11 protein-coding genes, 2 tRNA genes and 3 rRNA genes are annotated in these 19,906 nt (G+C 62.8%); 3 read left to right on the top strand and 13 right to left on the bottom strand.

Going from position 1 to position 19,906, the window contains the following annotated elements:
- Nucleotides 1-15 precede the first annotated feature (15 nt).
- Nucleotides 16-1,158: an aminopeptidase gene (locus tag AC24R4_RS18950; RefSeq protein ID WP_400391204.1), complete on the bottom strand. Its 1,143-nt coding sequence runs from the start codon at nucleotides 1,156-1,158 to the stop codon at nucleotides 16-18.
- Nucleotides 1,155-3,260: a molybdopterin-containing oxidoreductase family protein gene (locus AC24R4_RS18945; RefSeq protein ID WP_400391201.1), complete on the bottom strand. Its 2,106-nt coding sequence runs from the start codon at nucleotides 3,258-3,260 to the stop codon at nucleotides 1,155-1,157. Before AC24R4_RS18945 ends, AC24R4_RS18950 begins: the two co-directional genes overlap by 4 nt.
- A 312-nt stretch (nucleotides 3,261-3,572) precedes the next feature.
- On the opposite strand from AC24R4_RS18945, the gene AC24R4_RS18940 reads away from it, so the two are divergent.
- Complete coding sequence (locus tag AC24R4_RS18940; RefSeq protein WP_400391198.1) at nucleotides 3,573-4,769, top strand: ABC transporter substrate-binding protein; 1,197 nt, start codon at nucleotides 3,573-3,575, stop codon at nucleotides 4,767-4,769.
- A 167-nt stretch (nucleotides 4,770-4,936) separates the two neighbouring features.
- On the opposite strand, the gene AC24R4_RS18935 is transcribed toward AC24R4_RS18940, so the two are convergent.
- The 5 genes from AC24R4_RS18935 to AC24R4_RS18915 form a co-directional block, all read right to left on the bottom strand.
- The gene (locus AC24R4_RS18935) at nucleotides 4,937-6,001 is read right to left on the bottom strand and encodes an ABC transporter ATP-binding protein (protein ID WP_400394237.1); all 1,065 of its coding nucleotides are present in this window, start codon (nucleotides 5,999-6,001) and stop codon (nucleotides 4,937-4,939) included.
- Nucleotides 5,998-6,996, bottom strand: coding sequence for an ABC transporter ATP-binding protein (locus AC24R4_RS18930; RefSeq protein ID WP_400394239.1), 999 nt, complete (start codon nucleotides 6,994-6,996; stop codon nucleotides 5,998-6,000). Before AC24R4_RS18930 ends, AC24R4_RS18935 begins: the two co-directional genes overlap by 4 nt.
- Before the next feature lie 18 nt (nucleotides 6,997-7,014).
- Nucleotides 7,015-7,947: an ABC transporter permease gene (locus AC24R4_RS18925; protein WP_400394240.1), complete on the bottom strand. Its 933-nt coding sequence runs from the start codon at nucleotides 7,945-7,947 to the stop codon at nucleotides 7,015-7,017.
- Nucleotides 7,948-7,950: 3 nt separating this feature from the next.
- Nucleotides 7,951-8,928 carry an ABC transporter permease gene (locus AC24R4_RS18920; RefSeq protein WP_153947169.1) on the bottom strand — a complete coding sequence of 326 codons (978 nt, stop codon included), beginning with the start codon at nucleotides 8,926-8,928 and terminating at the stop codon, nucleotides 7,951-7,953.
- Nucleotides 8,929-9,093: 165 nt separating this feature from the next.
- A complete protein-coding gene (locus AC24R4_RS18915) occupies nucleotides 9,094-10,689 on the bottom strand; it encodes an ABC transporter substrate-binding protein (RefSeq protein ID WP_400394242.1) in 1,596 nt (531 codons plus the stop codon).
- Nucleotides 10,690-11,102: 413 nt separating this feature from the next.
- Here AC24R4_RS18915 and AC24R4_RS18910 point away from each other — a divergent pair, with 413 nt between their 5' ends.
- The gene (locus tag AC24R4_RS18910) at nucleotides 11,103-12,296 is read left to right on the top strand and encodes a M20 aminoacylase family protein (protein WP_400394244.1); all 1,194 of its coding nucleotides are present in this window, start codon (nucleotides 11,103-11,105) and stop codon (nucleotides 12,294-12,296) included.
- 33 nt (nucleotides 12,297-12,329) lie between these two features.
- Nucleotides 12,330-13,355 carry a DUF2891 domain-containing protein gene (locus AC24R4_RS18905; RefSeq protein ID WP_487523485.1) on the top strand — a complete coding sequence of 342 codons (1,026 nt, stop codon included), beginning with the start codon at nucleotides 12,330-12,332 and terminating at the stop codon, nucleotides 13,353-13,355.
- Nucleotides 13,356-13,397: 42 nt separating this feature from the next.
- On the opposite strand, the gene AC24R4_RS18900 is transcribed toward AC24R4_RS18905, so the two are convergent.
- From AC24R4_RS18900 to AC24R4_RS18875, 6 genes are all read right to left on the bottom strand, one after another.
- On the bottom strand, nucleotides 13,398-14,336 hold the full coding sequence (locus AC24R4_RS18900; protein ID WP_487523968.1) for a DUF3047 domain-containing protein: 939 nt from the start codon (nucleotides 14,334-14,336) through the stop codon (nucleotides 13,398-13,400).
- 359 nt (nucleotides 14,337-14,695) lie between these two features.
- Nucleotides 14,696-14,809 (bottom strand): 5S ribosomal RNA (gene rrf / locus AC24R4_RS18895).
- Between the two features lie 121 nt (nucleotides 14,810-14,930).
- A 23S ribosomal RNA gene (locus tag AC24R4_RS18890) occupies nucleotides 14,931-17,811 on the bottom strand.
- A 311-nt stretch (nucleotides 17,812-18,122) separates the two neighbouring features.
- Nucleotides 18,123-18,198: transfer RNA gene (locus AC24R4_RS18885), tRNA-Ala, on the bottom strand.
- Nucleotides 18,199-18,210: 12 nt separating this feature from the next.
- Nucleotides 18,211-18,287, bottom strand: a tRNA-Ile gene (locus AC24R4_RS18880).
- Nucleotides 18,288-18,350: 63 nt separating this feature from the next.
- Nucleotides 18,351-19,882, bottom strand: a 16S ribosomal RNA gene (locus AC24R4_RS18875).
- Together the 16S, 23S and 5S rRNA genes with 2 tRNA genes alongside form the textbook arrangement of a ribosomal RNA operon.
- Nucleotides 19,883-19,906 lie beyond the last annotated feature (24 nt).

Genomic DNA, 19,906 nt, shown 5'->3' with positions numbered 1-19,906 from the left:
CGGGAAACTCCCGCGTCAGGGTTTTGGCGTATCGGCCACGGCCCCCGTGGTGCCACGGGCGGTCAGCGGCGTGACTTCGGTGGCCGGCGGCGCCAGCTTGCGCAACGCCGCGTCGCGTTCGGCCGGCGGCAGATCGCCGATCTTGCGCGCGGCGGCATAGAAGCGTTCCCAGTCGCCGCCGCACTGCGCCAGCAGCGCCGTGAAGGCCGGCACCCATTGCTGGTACGTGGCCACGGCGGCCAGGTGGGCGTTGGTCAGCGGCTGGTCGAACCAGCGGTCGTAGCCGGTATAGCCGGCCCATTCGACCTTCAGCGCGGCGTACTCCTGTCGCAGTTCGTCGAAGATGCGGGCCTTGCCCTGGCGCTTGGCTTCGTCGGTCAGCGGTGACTTGTACAGCGCCACCAGCTTGTCGCGCGTGCCGAGCAGCATCGCGCGGAACTGGCGGCGCCGGCCGTCATAGATCTTGTAGCTGGCGCGCGCGTCGGCCGAACCCTCCTGCGCCAGCCAGTGCTCCACGCCGGCCACTTCCACGGCGGTGGCAAACGACTCGTTGAACGCGGTGTCGTTGCGCACGTACACCACCTGGTGCGCCAGTTCGTGGAAGATCAGCCGGGCCAGTTCGCCCTCGGGCTGGTAGACGAAGGTATTGAGTAGCGGATCGTCGAAATAACCGAGCGTGGAATAGGCCGGGATGCCCGCCACGTAGGTCTCGAAGCCGTCGCGGCGCAGCCCCTTGGCATAGTGATCGGCATCGTCCTGGCTGTAGTAGCCGCGATAGGTAATGCAGCCGACGATCGGGAAGCACCACTTGCGCAGGTCGAGCGACAGTTCGGGCGTGGCGAACACGCTCCACACCACATAGGGCCGGTGCAAATTGGCGTAACGGCGATAACTGCCGTTGTCGGGAAGTTTCAGTTCGCGCGATGCGTAGTCGCGGATGCGGCGCGCCAGTTCCAGCCGCTGCGCCAGCTTCCGGTCGTTGGCGCCGTTGGCCGTGGCGATGGCGTCGTCCAGCGACTGCGCCGAAGCCATCACGCCCAGATGTCCGCCGATCGACTGATAGTAATAGCCGACCGTATCGCAGCCGGCCGCCAGCGTCGCACCAGCGAGTATCGCGAGGATACCCGCCAGGCGCCGGCGGGCCGGCCACCGTTTCATGATGCCAGGGCCTCGGTCCGCACCGCCTCCACTTCCACGAGGCAGTCATAGAACACCGGCGCGCGGCCCAGGTCGGTCAGCTGCTGGCTGGTCAGTTCGTTGGCGTTCTTGCCATCCGGGGCCAGCTTCTTCCACCAGATCGACAGGCCCACCACCAGCCCCTGCCTGGCGCGATCGGTCACGCGGGCACGCGCCTGCATGCTGCCGCGGTCGTTGTAGACCCGGACCATGTCGCCGTGGGCGATGTTGCGCGCGGCGGCGTCCACCGGATGGATGTCCAGATGGGGCTCGCCTTCGGTGCTGCGCAGGCTGTCCACATTGACGAACGTGCTGTTCAGGAAATTGCGCGCCGGCGGCGAGATCATCGACAGCGGATACCGTGCCGCCAGTTCCGGCGCCGACGACGCCGTCTCGTACGGCGCCACATGGGCCGGCAGCGGGTCGAGCCCGTCGCGCGCCATGGCTGCCGAATAGAACTCGCACTTTCCCGAAGCCGTCGGGAAGCCGCCGTTGGCGAACGGCGCCGCATCGATATTGAGCCGTTGCCAGCCGCGCGCCTTCAGCGTGTCCCAGCTGATGCCCTCGGCGCGCTTGTCGTCGCGCAGGATGGCCTGGCTGGCGATTTCCTCGTCGGTATCGGCAAAGCACGGCTCGGCAAACCCCATGCGCGCGGCCAGCCGGCGGAAGATCTCGGTGTTCGGCAGCGCCTGGCCCAGCGGGGCCACGGCCTGGTTGTTGGCCATGAAGTAGACGTGGCCGTAGGTCTTGTGGACGTCCACGTGTTCCAGCTGCGTGGTGGCCGGCAGCACGATATCGGCATAGTCGGCCGTATCGGTGCGGAAGTGTTCCAGCACCACCGTGAACAGGTCCTCGCGCGCAAACCCCTGCGCCACCTTGGCCGACTCGGGCGCCACCGCCACGGGATTGCTGTTGTAGACGACCACGGCTTCGATCTTCGGGCCGTTGCCGCGCGTGCCGTCGTCCAGCAGCGCATCGCCGATCGTGCTCATGTTCACGGTGCGCGGCAGTGCGGGCCACGTCGGCAGCAGGTCCGGGCGCTGCAGCGACGCCGTATCGACCGGGAAGAACCCCGACGTGGACAGCTGCAGGCCGCCCGCCGGCTGGCGCCAGGCGCCCACCAGCGACGGCAGGCAGGCCACGGCGCGTACCGCCTGGCCGCCGCCGCGCACGCGCTGCATGCCGTAGTTCAGGCGGATGGCCACGGGCTGGCGTTCCGTGACCGCCAGCTGGCCGTACAGGCCGGCCAGCCATTCGATGTCTTCCACGGGCACGCCGCAGATGTCGGCTGCCCGGGCCGGCGGATAGTCCATGGCCCGCTCGCGCAGCGCGTCGAAACCGACCGTGTGCTGCGCGATGTAGTCGTGGTCCAGCAGGCCGTCCCGGATCAGGATATGGATCATCGCCAGCGCCAGCGCGCCGTCGGTGCCCGGCATCGGTGCGATATGGCGATGGCACTTCTCCGCCGTCAGCGAGCGGTACGGATCGATCGCCACCAGCGTGGCGCCGCGGCGCTTGGCTTCCTGCGCGCGGGTCCAGAAATGCAGGTTCGACGCAATCGGGTTGCCGCCCCAGATGATCACCAGCTTCGCATCGACCACGTGCTCGATGTCCATGCCGACGCTGGCGCCATAGGTGTAGCGCAGCGCCGTGGCGCCGGCACTGGCACAGATCGTGCGATCCAGCAGCGACGCCCCGAGCTTGTGAAAGAACCGCGCGGCCATGCTTTCGCCCTGCACCAGGCCCATCGTGCCCGCGTAGCTGTACGGGACGATGGCCTCGGGGTTGCGTGCGGCGATGGCGCCCAGCCGCGTGGCGATCTCGTCGAGCGCGGCTTCCCAGGAGATCGGCTCGAACTTGCCCTCGCCCTTCCTGCCTACGCGACGCAGCGGCGTCAGCAGGCGGTCGGCGTGGTACGTGCGTTCGGTGTAGCGCGACACCTTGGTGCAGAGCACGCCGCCCGTGGTGGGATGGTCGGGATCGCCGGCCACCTTGGTGGCGCGGCCGTCCTCGACGGTGACGAGCAACGCACAGGTGTCGGGACAATCATGGGGGCAGGCGGCGCGGACGATGCGGGTGGCCATGGTGGGCTCGGGCAGGCAGATACGGCGGTGGGGGCGCCCGGTCCAGGCATTCGGCGGGCCGACGGCGTGGCGTTTGTCAACGGCGTGACTGTGGCGCAGTGGCGTCGGCCAAACATTGCTGACCGGGAGAAATTGTTTGGCTCCGATTGTATTCGATTATGATGTGCCGGCGCAGTCCGGCCAAGGCCGGCAACTGTCCGGCCCCGCAGGGCCGGGAGCCGTACCGGCACAAGATCCGGACGGCATCCGCGGGGTCCGAAAGCAGCCAAGACGCAACGAAGAACGTTTTACGGATTTTTGACGGGGATTCACATGGGTTTCACTTCTGGGGTCAAGCGCCGGCAGCTGGTCGGCCTGATGATGGCGGCCGCGCTCGCGGCCAGCGGCATACCAGGCGCCGCGTCTGGCGCCAACACCGCGCCCGCCGAGGCTGGCGTGTCCGCCGATACGATCCTGCTGGGACAATCGGCCGCGCTGACCGGCCCCACGGCCGTGCTGGGCAAGCAGATGAACGCCGGCGCGCGCCTTTACTTCGACTACATCAACAGCCATGGCGGCGTGTTCGGCCGCAAGATCGAACTCAAGGCGCTGGACGATGCCTACGAGCCCGACGAGGCCGTCAAGAACACGAAGAAGCTGATCGAGGAAGACCGCGTCTTTGCGCTGTTCGGCTATGTGGGCACGCCCACCAGCCAGGCCGCGCTGCCGCTGGTCAGCCAGGCCCGCATTCCGTTCTTCGCCCCGTTCAGCGGCGCGCAGACGCTGCGCGACGGGTCCAACCGCTACGTCTTCCACGTGCGCGCGGGCTACGAGGAAGAAACCGCCGCCATCGTGCGCCAGATCCGCACCACCGGCCTGAAGCGCATTGCCGTGGTCTACAACGACGACGGCTACGGCAAGGCCGGCCTGGCGGGCATCGAGCACGCCATCAAGGCGCTGCCGGGCGACAGCGGCGTGAAGCTGGTGGCGCAATCGAGCGTGGTGCGCAATACGGTGGAAATCGGCGACGCGATGCAGGAGGCCATGAAGGCCAAGCCCGATGCCGTGGTGCTGATCAGCGCCTATCGCACGGCCGGCGCCTTCGTGAAGGAGGCCCTGCGCCGCAGCTACAGCGGACAGTTCTATAACGTGTCGTTCGTGGGCACCCAGGCGCTGGCCAGGGAAGTCGGCCCCCAGGGCAGCGGCGTGATCATCTCGCAGGTGATGCCGCATCCGGGCAATGCCACGCTGCCGGTGGTGCGCGAATACCTGCGCCTGCTGCAGGCGGCCGGCAAGCAGAACGACTTCGACTACGCCAGTATCGAAGGCTTCATCGCCGCCAAGGCATTCGTGGAAGGCCTGCGCCGCGCCGGCAAGGACCTGACGCGCGAACGCTTCGTGATGGCGCTGGAGAGCATGCGCAACGTGGACCTGGGCGGATTCATCGTCCAGTTCGGCCCGGACAACCACGTGGGCTCGAAATTCGTCGAAATGACGATCATCAACTCGCGGGGTGTGGTGATTCGGTGAGGGTTGTGGTGCCACGGTTTTCTCCCCTCTCCCGCTTGTGGGAGAGGGGTTGGGGGAGAGGGTGTCGAGGTTCAAGTTGCGGCTTGTCGTGAATGGAACCGCCTTGCCCTCTCCCCCGCCCCTCTCCCGCACGCGGGAGAGGGGAGAAAACCACCCACCCCCTCCGCTCACCCCATGTCATTCAGGTGACATGCCGACCACCGTAGCGGCGCGATCTCCTTGAGCGCCGGCTGTTCCGCCTTGCAGCGCGGCATCGCGTGCGGGCAGCGCGGGTGGAAGTGACAGCCCATCGGCGGATTGAGCGGCGACGGGATTTCGCCCCGGATCGCCACATACGTCTTCTTGCCCACCTCCAGCTTCGGCGCCTCGGCCAGCAGCGCCTGGGTGTACGGATGGTTCGGCGACGCGAACACTTCCTCGGTCGGCGCCGATTCCACCACACGCCCCAGGTACATGATCACCACGCGGTCGCTGATGTGTTTGACCACTCCCAGGTCGTGGCTGATGAACAGGTAGGTCAGGTTCAGTTCTTCGCGCAGGCGGATGAACAGGTTCAGCACCTGGGCCTGGATCGACACGTCCAGCGCCGCCACCGACTCATCGCAGACCAGGAATTCCGGCTTCACGGCCAGGGCCCGGGCAATGCCGATGCGCGCCCGCTGGCCACCCGAGAACTGGTGCGGAAAACGGCGCAGCACCGTGGGGTCCATGCCCACGCGCACGAGCATGTCTTCCACATAAGCCTTCTGCGCGCCCTTTTCGACCATGCCATGCACGACCGGCGCCTCGCCGACGATGTCGAGCACGCGCAGGCGCGGGTTCAGCGACGCGTACGGGTCCTGGAAGATCATCTGGATCGCCAGCTGTTTCTCGCGCCGCTTGTCGGGCGGCAGGCGGTCCAGGTCGGTGCCACGCCAGAGCCGCTCGCCTTCGGTCAGCGAATGCAGGCCCACGGCCATGCGGCCCAGCGTGGACTTGCCACAGCCCGACTCGCCGACCAGCCCCACGACCTCGCCGGTGCGGATGGCCAGGTCCACCCTGTCAACGGCATGCACCACTTCCATCTTCTGCTTTGCGCCAAACACATTGGCCACCCGGGCGGCCACGTCCAGCGACTTGACGAATCGCTTGGACACCCCGCGCAGTTCCAGCAGCGGCGCCGGCGGCGTGGCGGCGTCGGGCGACGCGTCCACGGCGGCGGCCTTCGGCGTTTCGATCACGGGCGTACTCATGCGGCCTCCTGCTGGGCGTGCACCGGGTGGAAGCAGCGCAACTGCCGGCCATCTGGCGAAACGGCCAGCGGCGGATCGTTCTTGCACACGTCGGTGGCGTACGGGCAGCGGTTGCGGAACGAGCAGCCGCCGGGCAGGTTCAGCAGCGACGGCGTCATGCCAGGGATCTGCCGCAGCGGCGCACCGCGCGGATTGCGCGACGGCGCCGAGCCGATCAGTCCGTGCGTATAGGGATGATGGGGCTGCTCCAGCACCTGGCGCACATCGCCCGATTCGACGATCTTGCCCGCGTACATCACGCAGACCTTGTCGGCCAGGCCGGCCACCACCGACAGGTCATGGGTAATCCAGATCAGCGCCGTGCCCGATTCCCGGCACAGCGTCTGCATTTCATAGAGGATCTGGCCCTGGATGGTCACGTCCAGCGCCGTGGTCGGCTCGTCGGCGATGATCAGGTCGGGCTTGTTCAGCAGCGCGATGGCAATGGCCACGCGCTGGCGCATGCCGCCCGAGAACTGGTGCGGGTAGGCGTGCAGGCGCTCGTCCGGCGACGGGATGCCCACGCGCGCCAGTGCATTGCGGGCGCGCTCGCGGGCGGCGGCCTTGCTGACGTCGTCGTGCGCGCGCACGGCCTCGATCATCTGCGTGTCGATGCGCAGGACCGGGTTCAGCGTCATCATCGGGTCCTGGAAAATCATGGCGATGCGGTTGCCGCGCACGTCGCGCTGCTGGGCCGGGGTCAGGGCGCGGAGGTCTCGCGTCACGCCGTCGCGGCTGGTCAGGGCGATGCGGCCGTCCACGACCCGGCCCGGCGGATCGATCAAGCCCATGATCGAATAGCCGGTCATCGACTTGCCGGAGCCCGATTCACCGACCAGGCCCATGATTTCGCCACGGCCCACCGAGAACGACACATCGTCCACGGCCCGGGCCACGCCAGCGCGGGTGAAGAACTGTGTTTTTAGATTTTCTACGACCAGGGTTGGCTGGGTCATATCGGCGCTCCTGGTGTGTTACTGCGTCTGCAGGCGGGGGTTCAGCACGTCGCGCAACTGGTCGGCCACCAGATTCATCGACACGATGGTGACGACCAGCGCGATGCCCGGGAAGAAGCTGATCCAGTACTTGCCGGACAGCATGTATTGCTGTCCGTTGGCAATCAGCATGCCCAGCGACGGCTCGGTGACCGGCACGCCCAGCCCCAGGAACGACAGCGTGGCTTCGAGCGTGATGGCCGATGCCACCTGCAGCGCGGCGATCACGATCAGCGGCGGCAGGCAGTTCGGCAGCAGGTGCCGGAACATGATGCGCTGCGGCGGCAGCCCCAGGCAGGTGGCGGCCTCGATGTATTCCTTGCGGCGCTCCACCAGCGCCGCGCTGCGCGTGGTGCGGGCGTAGTAGGCCCACTGCACCGCCACCAGCGCGATCACGATATTGCCGATGCCGGGTCGTAGAAACGCCAGAAGGATCAGCGCGAGCAGGATCGGCGGGAACGACAGCTGCAGATCGGCCACGCGCATGATGAACGCCTCGGTGCGCCCGCCGAGAAAGCCGGCCAGCAGCCCCAGCGTGGCGCCCAGCAGCAGGGCAATCACCGTGCTGACCACGCCCACGCCCACGCTGATGCGCAGGCCGTACATCACGGCCGACAGCATGTCGCGGCCCTGCTCGTCGGAGCCCATGATGAACGTCATGCCGCTGCCGGCCTGCTCGCCTGGCGCCAGGCGCGCGTCGAGCACGTCCAGGGTGGCCAGGTCATAAGGATTCTGCGGTGCCAGCAGCGGCGCGAAAATCGCGATCAGAATGATCAGCAGCAGCGTCACCAGGCCCAGCACCGCCAGCTTGCTTTCGAAGAACTGCCGCGCGAAGCGGCGCCAGGGGGTCTGTTCCCTGGCCGCCGGCGTCGGCTGGGCCGGGGCTTGCTGGGGGACGGTCGATGTGCTCATGGCTCAGCCCTTGTTGTCGGCAATGCGCACGCGCGGATCGAGCATGCTGTAGACGATATCCACCACCAGGTTGATCAGGATGAACAGCGTCACGATCACCATCAGGTAGGCGACGATCACCGGGCGGTCCAGCAACTGGATCGAATCGATGATCAGCTTGCCCATGCCGGGCCACGCGAAGATCGACTCGGTCACGATCGCGAACGCGATGATCGAGCCGAACTGCAGCGCGATCACGGTGACGATCGGGATCAGAATATTCTTAAGAACGTGGACACCGACGATGCGCGTGTTCGACAACCCCTTGGCACGGGCGAACTTCACGTAGTCCTGCAGCATCGCCTCCTGCGTGCCGGCGCGCGTGAGCCGGATCACCATGGCGATATTCAGCAGCGACAACGTCACGGCGGGCAGGATCAGGTGCCGGATGCCGTCCCCGGTCAGGAAGCTCAGCGGCACGCCCAGCACGCTGACGGTCTCACCCCGCCCGTTCGACGGCAGCCAGCCCAGCTGCACGGCGAACACCATGATCAGCATCAGCCCGACCCAGAACGTGGGCAGCGAGAAGCCCAGGATCGACACCGTCATGATGGTCTTGCCGGCCACGCCGTTCGGCCGCAGCCCCGCCCACAGGCCCAGCGGGATGCCCAGCACGATGGCCAGCAGGATGGCGCACACCGCCAGCTCCATCGTGGCCGGCATGCGTTCGAAGATCAGTTTCAGCGCCGGGGTGCCATGCGCGAACGACGTGCCCAGATTTCCGTGCAGCGCGTTCTGCAGGAAGATCCAGTATTGCTCCCAGAGTGGCTTGTCGAGGCCAAGCGCGGCGATGGTGCGTTTGATGTCTTCCTGGTCGGCCTGCGGGCTGATCAGGATGTCGATCGGGTTGCCGATCGCAAAAACGCCAAGAAACACGAGCAACGACATGACCAGCAGCACAACCACGCTCTGCATCAGTCGCCGGATGATGAAGACCAGCATTTTCCAGACGCCTATCCTTTCGCCGGCGCGCGGTGGCGCACTGCCGGCGGGTTCGCGGCCCACGGGGAAGATCGTGGGAACATCGCCCCGGCTTCTCGTGGAAGACCGGGGCCGCGATCATACCGGAGCCGCCAGCCGCTGGCGGCGCCGTCCTGCCCTGCTGGCTTACTGGGCAGGCTTGAACAGGTGCGCGTAGGTGCGTTCGTCGGTACGCGGCACATAGGTGATGCCCTTCTGCGTGGCCCACGTGGTCACCTGATGGTGGATCGGGATGATGCCGCCGTCCAGCACCACGATGGCCGTGGCTTCCTGCAGCAGCTTGGACCGCTCGTTGTCATCCACGGTGGCCAGCGCCTTTTCCAGCACCGCGTCCATCTTCGGATTGCAGTACTCGCCCCAGTTGGTCGTGCCGAAGCCCTTCTTCGAGTCTTCGCACGCCACCAGCGCGCGCAGCGGCGAGCTGACCTCGCCGGTCTGGGCGCCCCAGCCCACCAGGCCGAACGACCATTCGCGCTTGATCGCCTTCGACGAATACGTGGCCATCGGCATGCCTTCCACCTTGGTATTGATGCCGATGCGGGTCAGGTTCTGCGCGATGGTCTGCGCAATCTTCTCGTCGTTGACGTATCGGTTGTTCGGCGTATGCAGCGTCAGCCCGAAGCCGTTCGGATAACCGGCGTCGGCCAGCATCTTCTTTGCCGCTTCCGGATCGTATTTCAGCGTCTTCAGCGCCGGGTTATGGCCGAACAGCGTGGGCGGCACCAGGTTGTTGGTCGGCTCGGACAGGCCTTCCATCAGGCGGTCCTTGATGCCCTGGCGGTTGATGGCCGTGCTGATGGCGATGCGCACGCGCGCGTCCTTCAGCGGGTTCTTGTCCATCGGCTGGCCGTCCTTGGTCGTCACGAACGGCGACTTGTCGCGCTTGACGTCGAAGTACAGGTAGATCACGCGGTGCGAGATCTTCGAGAAGAACGACAGCTTGGGATCGCTTCGCACCTTCGGCAGGTCGGGCGTGGGCACGTTCTCGATGGCCTGCACGTCGCCCGACAGCAGCGCGGCCAGGCGCGTGGCCGGGTTGGGGATGAAGCGCAGCGTCACCTTGTCCCAGGCCGGTTTGGCTCCCCAGTAGTCGGGGTTCTTGACCAGTTCCACCCGGTCGTCGCGCGCATAGCTGACGAACTTGAACGGCCCGGTGCCGACCATGCCCTTGCCCTGTGCAAAGTCGTCGGAAGACAGGCCCTGGGTGGCCTTCTTCTGGACCATGAACACCGATGTCAGGTCGTTGAGCATCAGCGGGTACGGCTGGTTGGTGGTCACCTGGATCGTGTACTTGTCGATGATCTTCTTGTTGATGATCGCCTTGGTGTACACATCGAACTTGCCCGGGCTGTTGACGATGGTAGCCGGGCGGTCCAGCGACCACGCGATGTCTTCGGTGGTCAGTTCCGTCCCGTCATGCCACTTCACGCCCTTGCGGATCTTGAATTCCCACGTGAGGTTGTTGACCAGCTTCCACGATTCGGCCAGGCCCGGCACCACCTTGCTGTCGGGGTCGAGCTTGATCAGCGTCTCGAACACGTGCTCGGACACATTGATGTTCGAGAACAGGTTGTAGAAATGCGGATCCATTGAGGTCGGCGGCGAGCTCATGGCGATCTTGAGATCGACCGCCTGGGCCGGAGTGGCCAGGCCGAGCGCACCGGTCAGCAGGACAGTACCGACCGCCTTGCCGACAGCCTTCTTGACGTGACGAAGGAACATCGCACGATTCTCCCAGTGGGAAGTCTTGAAATGACGATAAGGATCGGTCGCGCGCGTCCCGAATGTCTCATGCAGGAGCGCCGCATTTTGGTGCGGCATTCCGCTGGGCAACGTGGCGCGCAACCGGCCGGGCAGTTCAAGCATGAACTGTTCCAGCAGTGCACGGCGTCCGCCATGCGGGGAAACCCACCCGCCCTGCAGCATCGCCCGATGCTGCGCCGCGCCAGCAGGGAGGCGGGCGGCGCCGGGCCGGTACCGCTGCCGGAGCCAATGTATGCCCGCCGCGGCCGGCCCCGCACCGATACGTGACCGGGGCCGGCGGCAGGTGCCGGGAACGCCTTGTTTTGGCGCTTCTACGATAGGCGTCGTATGATCTGGGATATCCAATTGCCCCATTTGCCCGGACCGGCATCATGAAGCTCATCCCCGAAATCCTGCAGGCGCAAGCCGAAATCCGCACCATTCGACGTGACATCCACGCGCATCCCGAACTGTGTTTCGAGGAACAGCGCACCGCCGACGTGGTGGCCAAGAACCTGGAATCCTGGGGCATCGAGGTCCACCGCGGCCTGGGCACCACCGGCCTGGTCGGCGTCATCCGCCATGGCAATAGCGCCAGAACCATCGGCCTGCGTGCCGACATGGATGCGCTGCCGCTGCAGGAAGCCAACACCTTCGGCCATCGCTCGCAGCACGCAGGCAAGATGCACGCGTGCGGCCATGATGGCCATACGGCGATGCTGCTGGGCGCCGCGCGCTATCTGGCCGAGCATCGCAATTTCGACGGCACCGTGCACCTGATCTTCCAGCCGGCCGAAGAAGGCGGCGGCGGCGCGCGCGAGATGATCAAGGACGGCCTGTTCGAGCGTTTTCCGTGCGATGCCGTGTTCGGCATGCACAACTGGCCGGGCATGCCGGTCGGCTCGTTCGGCACCACGGCCGGCCCGCTGATGGCATCGAGCAACGAATTCAAGATCACCGTGCGAGGCAAGGGCGCGCATGCAGCCATGCCGCACAATGGCGCCGACCCGGTGTTCACGGGGGCCCAGATCGTATCGGCGCTGCAGGGCATCATCACGCGCAACAAGCGGCCGATCGACACCGCCGTGATCTCGGTGACGCAGTTCCACGGCGGCGACGCCACCAACATCGTGCCCAATGAAGTCTGGCTGGGCGGCACGGTGCGCACCTTCACCGTGGAAGTGCTCGATCTGATCGAACGGCGCATGGAAGAAGTGTCGCGCGCGGTGGCGCAGGCGTTCGATTGCACGATCGATTTCGAATTCCGCCGCAACTATCCGCCCACCATCAACAGCGCGGCCGAAGCCGAGTTCGCGGTGGGCATCGCCAGCGAACTGGTGGGCGCCGACAACGTCGACGGCAACGTGGAACCGACCATGGGCGCCGAGGACTTCTCGTTCATGCTGCAGGAAAAGCCGGGCTGCTACCTGTTCATCGGCAACGGCGAGGGCTCGCACCGCGAGGCTGGCCACGGCATGGGCCCGTGCATGCTGCACAACCCCAGCTACGACTTCAACGACGAACTGCTGCCGGTGGGCTCCACGTTCTTCGTCAAGCTGGTGGAGAAATGGCTCGCGCCGGCCTGATCCGGCACTGATCGACGTTTCAGGCGACGCACGATGCCCCATACGCTGCTGGACGACGCCGTGGCGTCGCGATTTGCCCGGGTGGCGCTCGACAACATCGTGCGTCCGTATCCGCACAAGCTGGACCACCTGATGGTGGATGCGGGCGACCTGGCCGCGCCGGCGGTCAGTCACCCGGTCTTCTACGGCAGCTACGACTGGCATTCGTCGGTGCACATGCACTGGCTGCTGGTGCGGCTGCTGGTCTTGCGTCCGAACCTGCCCGATGCCGGCCGCATCCGCGAAACACTCGATACCCAGTTCCGCCCGGAGGCCTTCGCCACGGAGCTGGCCTATTTCGAACGGCCCGCCTCCCGGACCTTCGAACGGCCTTACGGCTGGGCATGGGTGCTGCGGCTGCAGGCCGAGCTGGGCGCGCTGGGTCTCAAAGACCCGCAGGCGGCCAGGTGGGCTGCCGCTTGCGCGCCGCTGGCCAACCATCTGGCCCAACGTCTGATGGACTACATCGACGTAGCCGATTTCCCGGTTCGCACCGGCACCCATTTCAATAGTGCGTTTGCGCTGGTGATGGCGCTGTTCTATGCGCGGCAGGACCAGCATCCGGCCCTGCGCAAATCGATCGTGCGTCGGGCGCATCGCTGGTTCGCGCATGACCTGCGCTATCCGGCCCGCTACGAGCCGGGCGGCGACGAATTCCTGTCGGGCGGCCTGACGGAGGCCGTGCTGATGCGGCAGGTCATGGATGACTGCGGCTTTGCGGAATGGTGGGACCTGTTTTCGCCGGGACAGGCCGAACTCGGGACCTGGCTGACCCCTGTGGCGGTCGCGGATCGGACCGATCCGAAGATGTCTCATCTGGACGGTCTGAATCTGTCGCGCGCCTGGTGCTGGCGGCTGCTGGGTCCGGCCTTGCCATCGCCCCTGCAGCCGCTGGCCGTGCGGGCCTGGTCCGATCATCTGGAAGTGTCCCTGCCGCAGGCCGTGGATGGCCACTACGTGGCGACGCACTGGCTTGCCTCGTTCGCGCTGCTGGCGCTGGAAGACCTGAGCGTCGGGTAGCGGCCGCCCAGGGGGGCTCGGCGGGGTTCTGCTGGGTTCGCGTTAGTCCAGCGCGATATCGCCGTACCAGGCTTCGGCGCGGCTCTTGGTGTTGTCGGTATCGGTCATCAGGCCGACCGCGAGGATCTTGCCGGGATCGGCGCCGAACGCCTTGCGGTAGTCGGCACGCAGATCGCGTTCATGGCATCGCCATTCGTTGGTATGGCGCGTGCCCGAATCCACGATGATCATGCGGACGCGGTCCGTGTGGGGATTGTTCAGGACGCTGCCCACCGGACGCTTGCCGCCCCAGATGTACATCAACGTGGCATAAGGCATTTCCCGACCCGTGGTGATGCGCGCCATTTCGTACATCAACTGGTCTTTCAGCGACAACGTGCTGCGATCCCCATCGAACGCGACGAAAATTCGCAATGGGGCGTCCTCGCGATGGCTGACCGCGTTATCCGCGACACGAATCACATCCCGCGTCTTCCACATCCAGCGCAGCGTGCCAGGATCGCGCTGTTCCAGCGGGACGTACAGGCCCGACGCGGACCCGTCGGCCTCGGCATGCAGTACGGTGCGCTGGTCGACTTCGGCCAGCGAATAACGGGTGGGTGTCTTGTTGCGATTGACCTTCCAGGGCTGCCAGCCGGTCGGGCTGGCCGTGGGACCCGCAGGGGTCGCGAAGGCCGAGAATAGCGGCGGTTCTGCCAGCAACGGCAACGACGTGGCGTCGGATTCGGCCTCGCTGTCGCCGCCCGCGTCCGAATCGGCTGCGCCGCTCGCCGTCCGATTCGCCTGCTCCAGCAGGTCGGCCGGCTGGCCTCGAACGGCCGCGTTCAACAAGCCTTTTTCCGCGAACGTCGCGCAATTTCCGTCCGAGACGGTGGCCAACCTTGATGGATCGGTCGGTGCGACCGTCGATGATGCACAACCGGCGAGCGCGAGCGCGCTCACCACACAAGCCAGTGCTGGCCGAAACTTCATGGCCACGATACCCCCCTGGACCCTGATAACCCGATACTTACCCGTTCGTCGAAATCCCAACATCCTGGCTATTCGGCGCCGAGGCTTGGTATTGCAGACTGCTTCGTGCTGAATTTTTCAGCACTTGAAGGCAGAAGATATCAGATGCCTTGCTGACCCGGAATGCTCGGGTACCCTGAATACAACAGCCAACATGACGGGCTGTGCTTTTCGAATTTGTTCTATGGACAGTGGGCGCAGCCACGGCGTGTGCGCCGGGGGCCAAAGGGGGATTTGCATGCTTGCGGGGGGATTTGCCTGCTTTTGCGTTTCGCCCGCGTAAAAGCAAAACCCCCAAGCTTTTGGGCTTGGGGGTTCTGGGTATAAGAGCCTGGCGATGACCTACTTTCACACGGGTAGTCCGCACTATCATCGGCGCAAAGTCGTTTCACGGTCCTGTTCGGGATGGGAAGGGGTGGTTCCAACTCGCTATGGTCACCAGGCATGAGGGGTTGCCGCGCTGACATGCATCAGCGCAGCGAATCTGGGTGTAGTAAGGGGGTTGTGTTGTATGCCTGTGGCACACGCGGACTCTGGTCCAACCAGGTCAAACACACTGGTTATAGGATCAAGCCTTACGGGCAATTAGTACTGGTTAGCTTAACGCATTACTGCGCTTCCACACCCAGCCTATCAACGTCCTGGTCTCGAACGACCCTTCAAGGAGGTCAAGCCTCCAGGGAATCCTCATCTTCAGGCGAGTTTCCCGCTTAGATGCTTTCAGCGGTTATCTCTTCCGTACATAGCTACCCTGCGATGCCTCTGGCGAGACAACAGGTACACCAGCGGTACGTCCACTCCGGTCCTCTCGTACTAGGAGCAGCCCCCGTCAAGATTCCAACGCCCACGGCAGATAGGGACCAAACTGTCTCACGACGTTTTAAACCCAGCTCACGTACCTCTTTAAATGGCGAACAGCCATACCCTTGGGACCGGCTACAGCCCCAGGATGAGATGAGCCGACATCGAGGTGCCAAACACCGCCGTCGATATGAACTCTTGGGCGGTATCAGCCTGTTATCCCCAGAGTACCTTTTATCCGTTGAGCGATGGCCCTTCCATTCAGAACCACCGGATCACTATGTCCTGCTTTCGCACCTGCTCGACTTGTCGGTCTCGCAGTTAAGCACGCTTTTGCCATTGCACTTTAGGTACGATGTCCGACCGTACCAAGCGTACCTTCGAACTCCTCCGTTACACTTTGGGAGGAGACCGCCCCAGTCAAACTGCCTACCATGCACTGTCCCCGACCCGGATTCACGGGCCAAGGTTAGAACCTCAAACAAACCAGGGTGGTATTTCAAGGACGGCTCCACGTGAACTGGCGTCCACGCTTCAAAGCCTCCCACCTATCCTACACAGATCGGCTCAAAGTCCAATGCAAAGCTACAGTAAAGGTTCATGGGGTCTTTCCGTCTAGCCGCGGGGAGATTGCATCATCACAAACACTTCAACTTCGCTGAGTCTCGGGAGGAGACAGTGTGGCCATCGTTACGCCATTCGTGCAGGTCGGAACTTACCCGACAAGGAATTTCGCTACCTTAGGACCGTTATAGTTACGGCCGCCGTTTACCGGGACTTCAATCAAGAGCTTGCACCCCATCATTTAATCTTCCGGCACCGGGCAGGCGTCACACCCTATACGTCCACTTTCGTGTTTGCAGAGTGCTGTGTTTTTATTAAACAGTCGCAGCCACCATTTTATTGCAACCCCTTCACCCTTCTGGCGCAGGCCAGTCAAGCTACCAGGGCGTACCTTATCCCGAAGTTACGGTACCAATTTGCCGAGTTCCTTCTCCCGAGTTCTCTCAAGCGCCTTAGAATACTCATCTCGCCCACCTGTGTCGGTTTGCGGTACGGTCTCGTATGACTGAAGCTTAGAGGCTTTTCTTGGAACCACTTCCGATTGCTTCGCAGCACTAGGCCGCTCGCCCCACATCCTTGAATTCCGCGCCCGGATTTGCCTAAGCGCCTTCTCCAATGCAGGGACCGGGACTTCCAACACCCGGACAACCTTCCGCGATCCGTCCCCCCATCGCATCATACGACGGTGCAGGAATATTAACCTGCTTCCCATCAGCTACGCATCTCTGCCTCGCCTTAGGGGCCGACTCACCCTACGCCGATGAACGTTGCGTAGGAAACCTTGGGCTTACGGCGAGGGGGCCTTTCACCCCCTTTATCGCTACTCATGTCAGCATTCGCACTTCTGATACCTCCAGCATCCTTTACAAGACACCTTCACAGGCTTACAGAACGCTCTCCTACCACGCACATTGCTGTGCGTCCGCAGCTTCGGTATATAGCTTAGCCCCGTTACATCTTCCGCGCAGGACGACTCGATCAGTGAGCTATTACGCTTTCTTTAAAGGGTGGCTGCTTCTAAGCCAACCTCCTGACTGTTTTAGCCTTCCCACTTCGTTTCCCACTTAGCTATATTTGGGGACCTTAGCTGGCGGTCTGGGTTGTTTCCCTCTTGACACCGGACGTTAGCACCCGATGTCTGTCTCCCGTGATTGCACTCTTCGGTATTCGGAGTTTGCTATGGCGGGGTAATCAGCAATAGACCCCCCAACCATGACAGTGCTCTACCCCCGAAGGTGAGACACGAGGCACTACCTAAATAGTTTTCGGAGAGAACCAGCTATTTCCAGATTTGTTTAGCCTTTCACCCCTATCCACAGCTCATCCCCTAACTTTTCAACGTTAGTGGGTTCGGTCCTCCAGTACGTGTTACCGCACCTTCAACCTGGCCATGGATAGATCATCTGGTTTCGGGTCTACACCCAGCGACTCAACGCCCTGTTCGGACTCGCTTTCGCTACGCCTTCCCTAATCGGTTAAGCTTGCCACTGAATGTAAGTCGCTGACCCATTATACAAAAGGTACGCCGTCACCCGTTGCCAGGCTCCGACTGTTTGTATGCATGCGGTTTCAGGATCTATTTCACTCCCCTCCCGGGGTTCTTTTCGCCTTTCCCTCACGGTACTGGTTCACTATCGGTCGATCACGAGTATTTAGCCTTGGAGGATGGTCCCCCCATCTTCAGACAGGATTTCACGTGTCCCGCCCTACTTGTCGCACACCTAGTTCCACAAATCTGTTTTCGCATACAGGGCTATCACCTGCTATGGCCGGGCTTTCCATCCCGTTTTGCTAACAGTTCTGCTAAAGAGTGCAAGGCTCTTCCCATTTCGTTCGCCACTACTCTGGGAATCTCGGTTGATTTCTGTTCCTGCAGCTACTTAGATGTTTCAGTTCGCCGCGTTCGCTTCCCTTGCCTATGTATTCAGCAAGGGATGACCCATTCGGGTCGGGTTTCCCCATTCGGACATCTCCGGATCAAAGCTTGTTTGCCAGCTCCCCGAAGCTTTTCGCAGGCTACCGCGTCCTTCATCGCCTGTGATCGCCAAGGCATCCACCACATGCACTTGTTCGCTTGACCCTATAACGAGTGTGTCTAACGTCTCCGCTATCCACGCTGGCTACAGGTCTGAGTTCTCGCGTTTGTGCCGTATTCCAAGTCATCTTTCGATCACTTAAATACATTTTGGTTGATACAATCACAACCCGGTATCGCGTTTGTACTGCAGCGTCTCATCAACGCTTCGCGACACCTTTACTACATCCCATATTGTTAAAGAACAGCCGACTTATCGTCGCTTGGCAATGCCAAATGAAAGCACTCGGCACTGAATGCTTTCATTTGACTACCAACCAGGTCGTCTCGTTACCCCGATCCTCGATCAAGGTAAGTGGTGGAGGATGACGGGATCGAACCGACGACCCCCTGCTTGCAAAGCAGGTGCTCTCCCAGCTGAGCTAATCCCCCGCGTAGATAACTTGGTGGGTCTGGTAGGACTTGAACCTACGACCCCCGCCTTATCAAGACGGTGCTCTAACCACCTGAGCTACAGACCCTTGGCTGTAACAGCAAACAAACCGATAAGTGTGAACGCTTGACTTGTGAACACAAGCCTCTGGAAAGGAGGTGATCCAGCCGCACCTTCCGATACGGCTACCTTGTTACGACTTCACCCCAGTCATGAACCCTGCCGTGGTAATCGCCCTCCTTGCGGTTAGGCTAACTACTTCTGGCAAAACCCACTCCCATGGTGTGACGGGCGGTGTGTACAAGACCCGGGAACGTATTCACCGCGGCATGCTGATCCGCGATTACTAGCGATTCCAGCTTCACGTAGTCGAGTTGCAGACTACGATCCGGACTACGATGCGTTTTCTGGGATTAGCTCCCCCTCGCGGGTTGGCAACCCTCTGTACGCACCATTGTATGACGTGTGAAGCCCTACCCATAAGGGCCATGAGGACTTGACGTCATCCCCACCTTCCTCCGGTTTGTCACCGGCAGTCTCTCTAGAGTGCCCTTGCGTAGCAACTAAAGATAAGGGTTGCGCTCGTTGCGGGACTTAACCCAACATCTCACGACACGAGCTGACGACAGCCATGCAGCACCTGTGTCCACTTTCCCTTTCGGGCACCTGATGCATCTCTGCTTCGTTAGTGGCATGTCAAGGGTAGGTAAGGTTTTTCGCGTTGCATCGAATTAATCCACATCATCCACCGCTTGTGCGGGTCCCCGTCAATTCCTTTGAGTTTTAATCTTGCGACCGTACTCCCCAGGCGGTCAACTTCACGCGTTAGCTACGTTACTGAAGAAATGAATCCCCAACAACTAGTTGACATCGTTTAGGGCGTGGACTACCAGGGTATCTAATCCTGTTTGCTCCCCACGCTTTCGTGCATGAGCGTCAGTGACGTCCCAGGGGGCTGCCTTCGCCATCGGTATTCCTCCACATCTCTACGCATTTCACTGCTACACGTGGAATTCTACCCCCCTCTGACATACTCTAGCCTTGCAGTCACAAGCGCAATTCCCAAGTTGAGCTCGGGGATTTCACGCCTGTCTTACAAAACCGCCTGCGCACGCTTTACGCCCAGTAATTCCGATTAACGCTCGCACCCTACGTATTACCGCGGCTGCTGGCACGTAGTTAGCCGGTGCTTATTCTTCCGGTACCGTCATCCGCCCCAGGTATTAACCAGAGCGTTTTCTTTCCGGACAAAAGTGCTTTACAACCCGAAGGCCTTCTTCACACACGCGGCATTGCTGGATCAGGGTTGCCCCCATTGTCCAAAATTCCCCACTGCTGCCTCCCGTAGGAGTCTGGGCCGTGTCTCAGTCCCAGTGTGGCTGATCGTCCTCTCAGACCAGCTACTGATCGTCGCCTTGGTGGGCCTTTACCCCACCAACTAGCTAATCAGACATCGGCCGCTCCTGCTGCGCGAGGCCTTGCGGTCCCCCGCTTTCACCCTCAGGTCGTATGCGGTATTAGCTAATCTTTCGACTAGTTATCCCCCACAACAGGGTACGTTCCGATGTATTACTCACCCGTTCGCCACTCGCCGCCAGACCGAAGTCCGCGCTGCCGTTCGACTTGCATGTGTAAGGCATGCCGCCAGCGTTCAATCTGAGCCAGGATCAAACTCTTCAGTTCAATCTCTGTGTGGTGCCGAAGCAC

This window comes from Cupriavidus sp. CER-90 (genome assembly GCF_057652055.1).
This window is presented reverse-complemented; position numbering and strand designations above follow the sequence as displayed.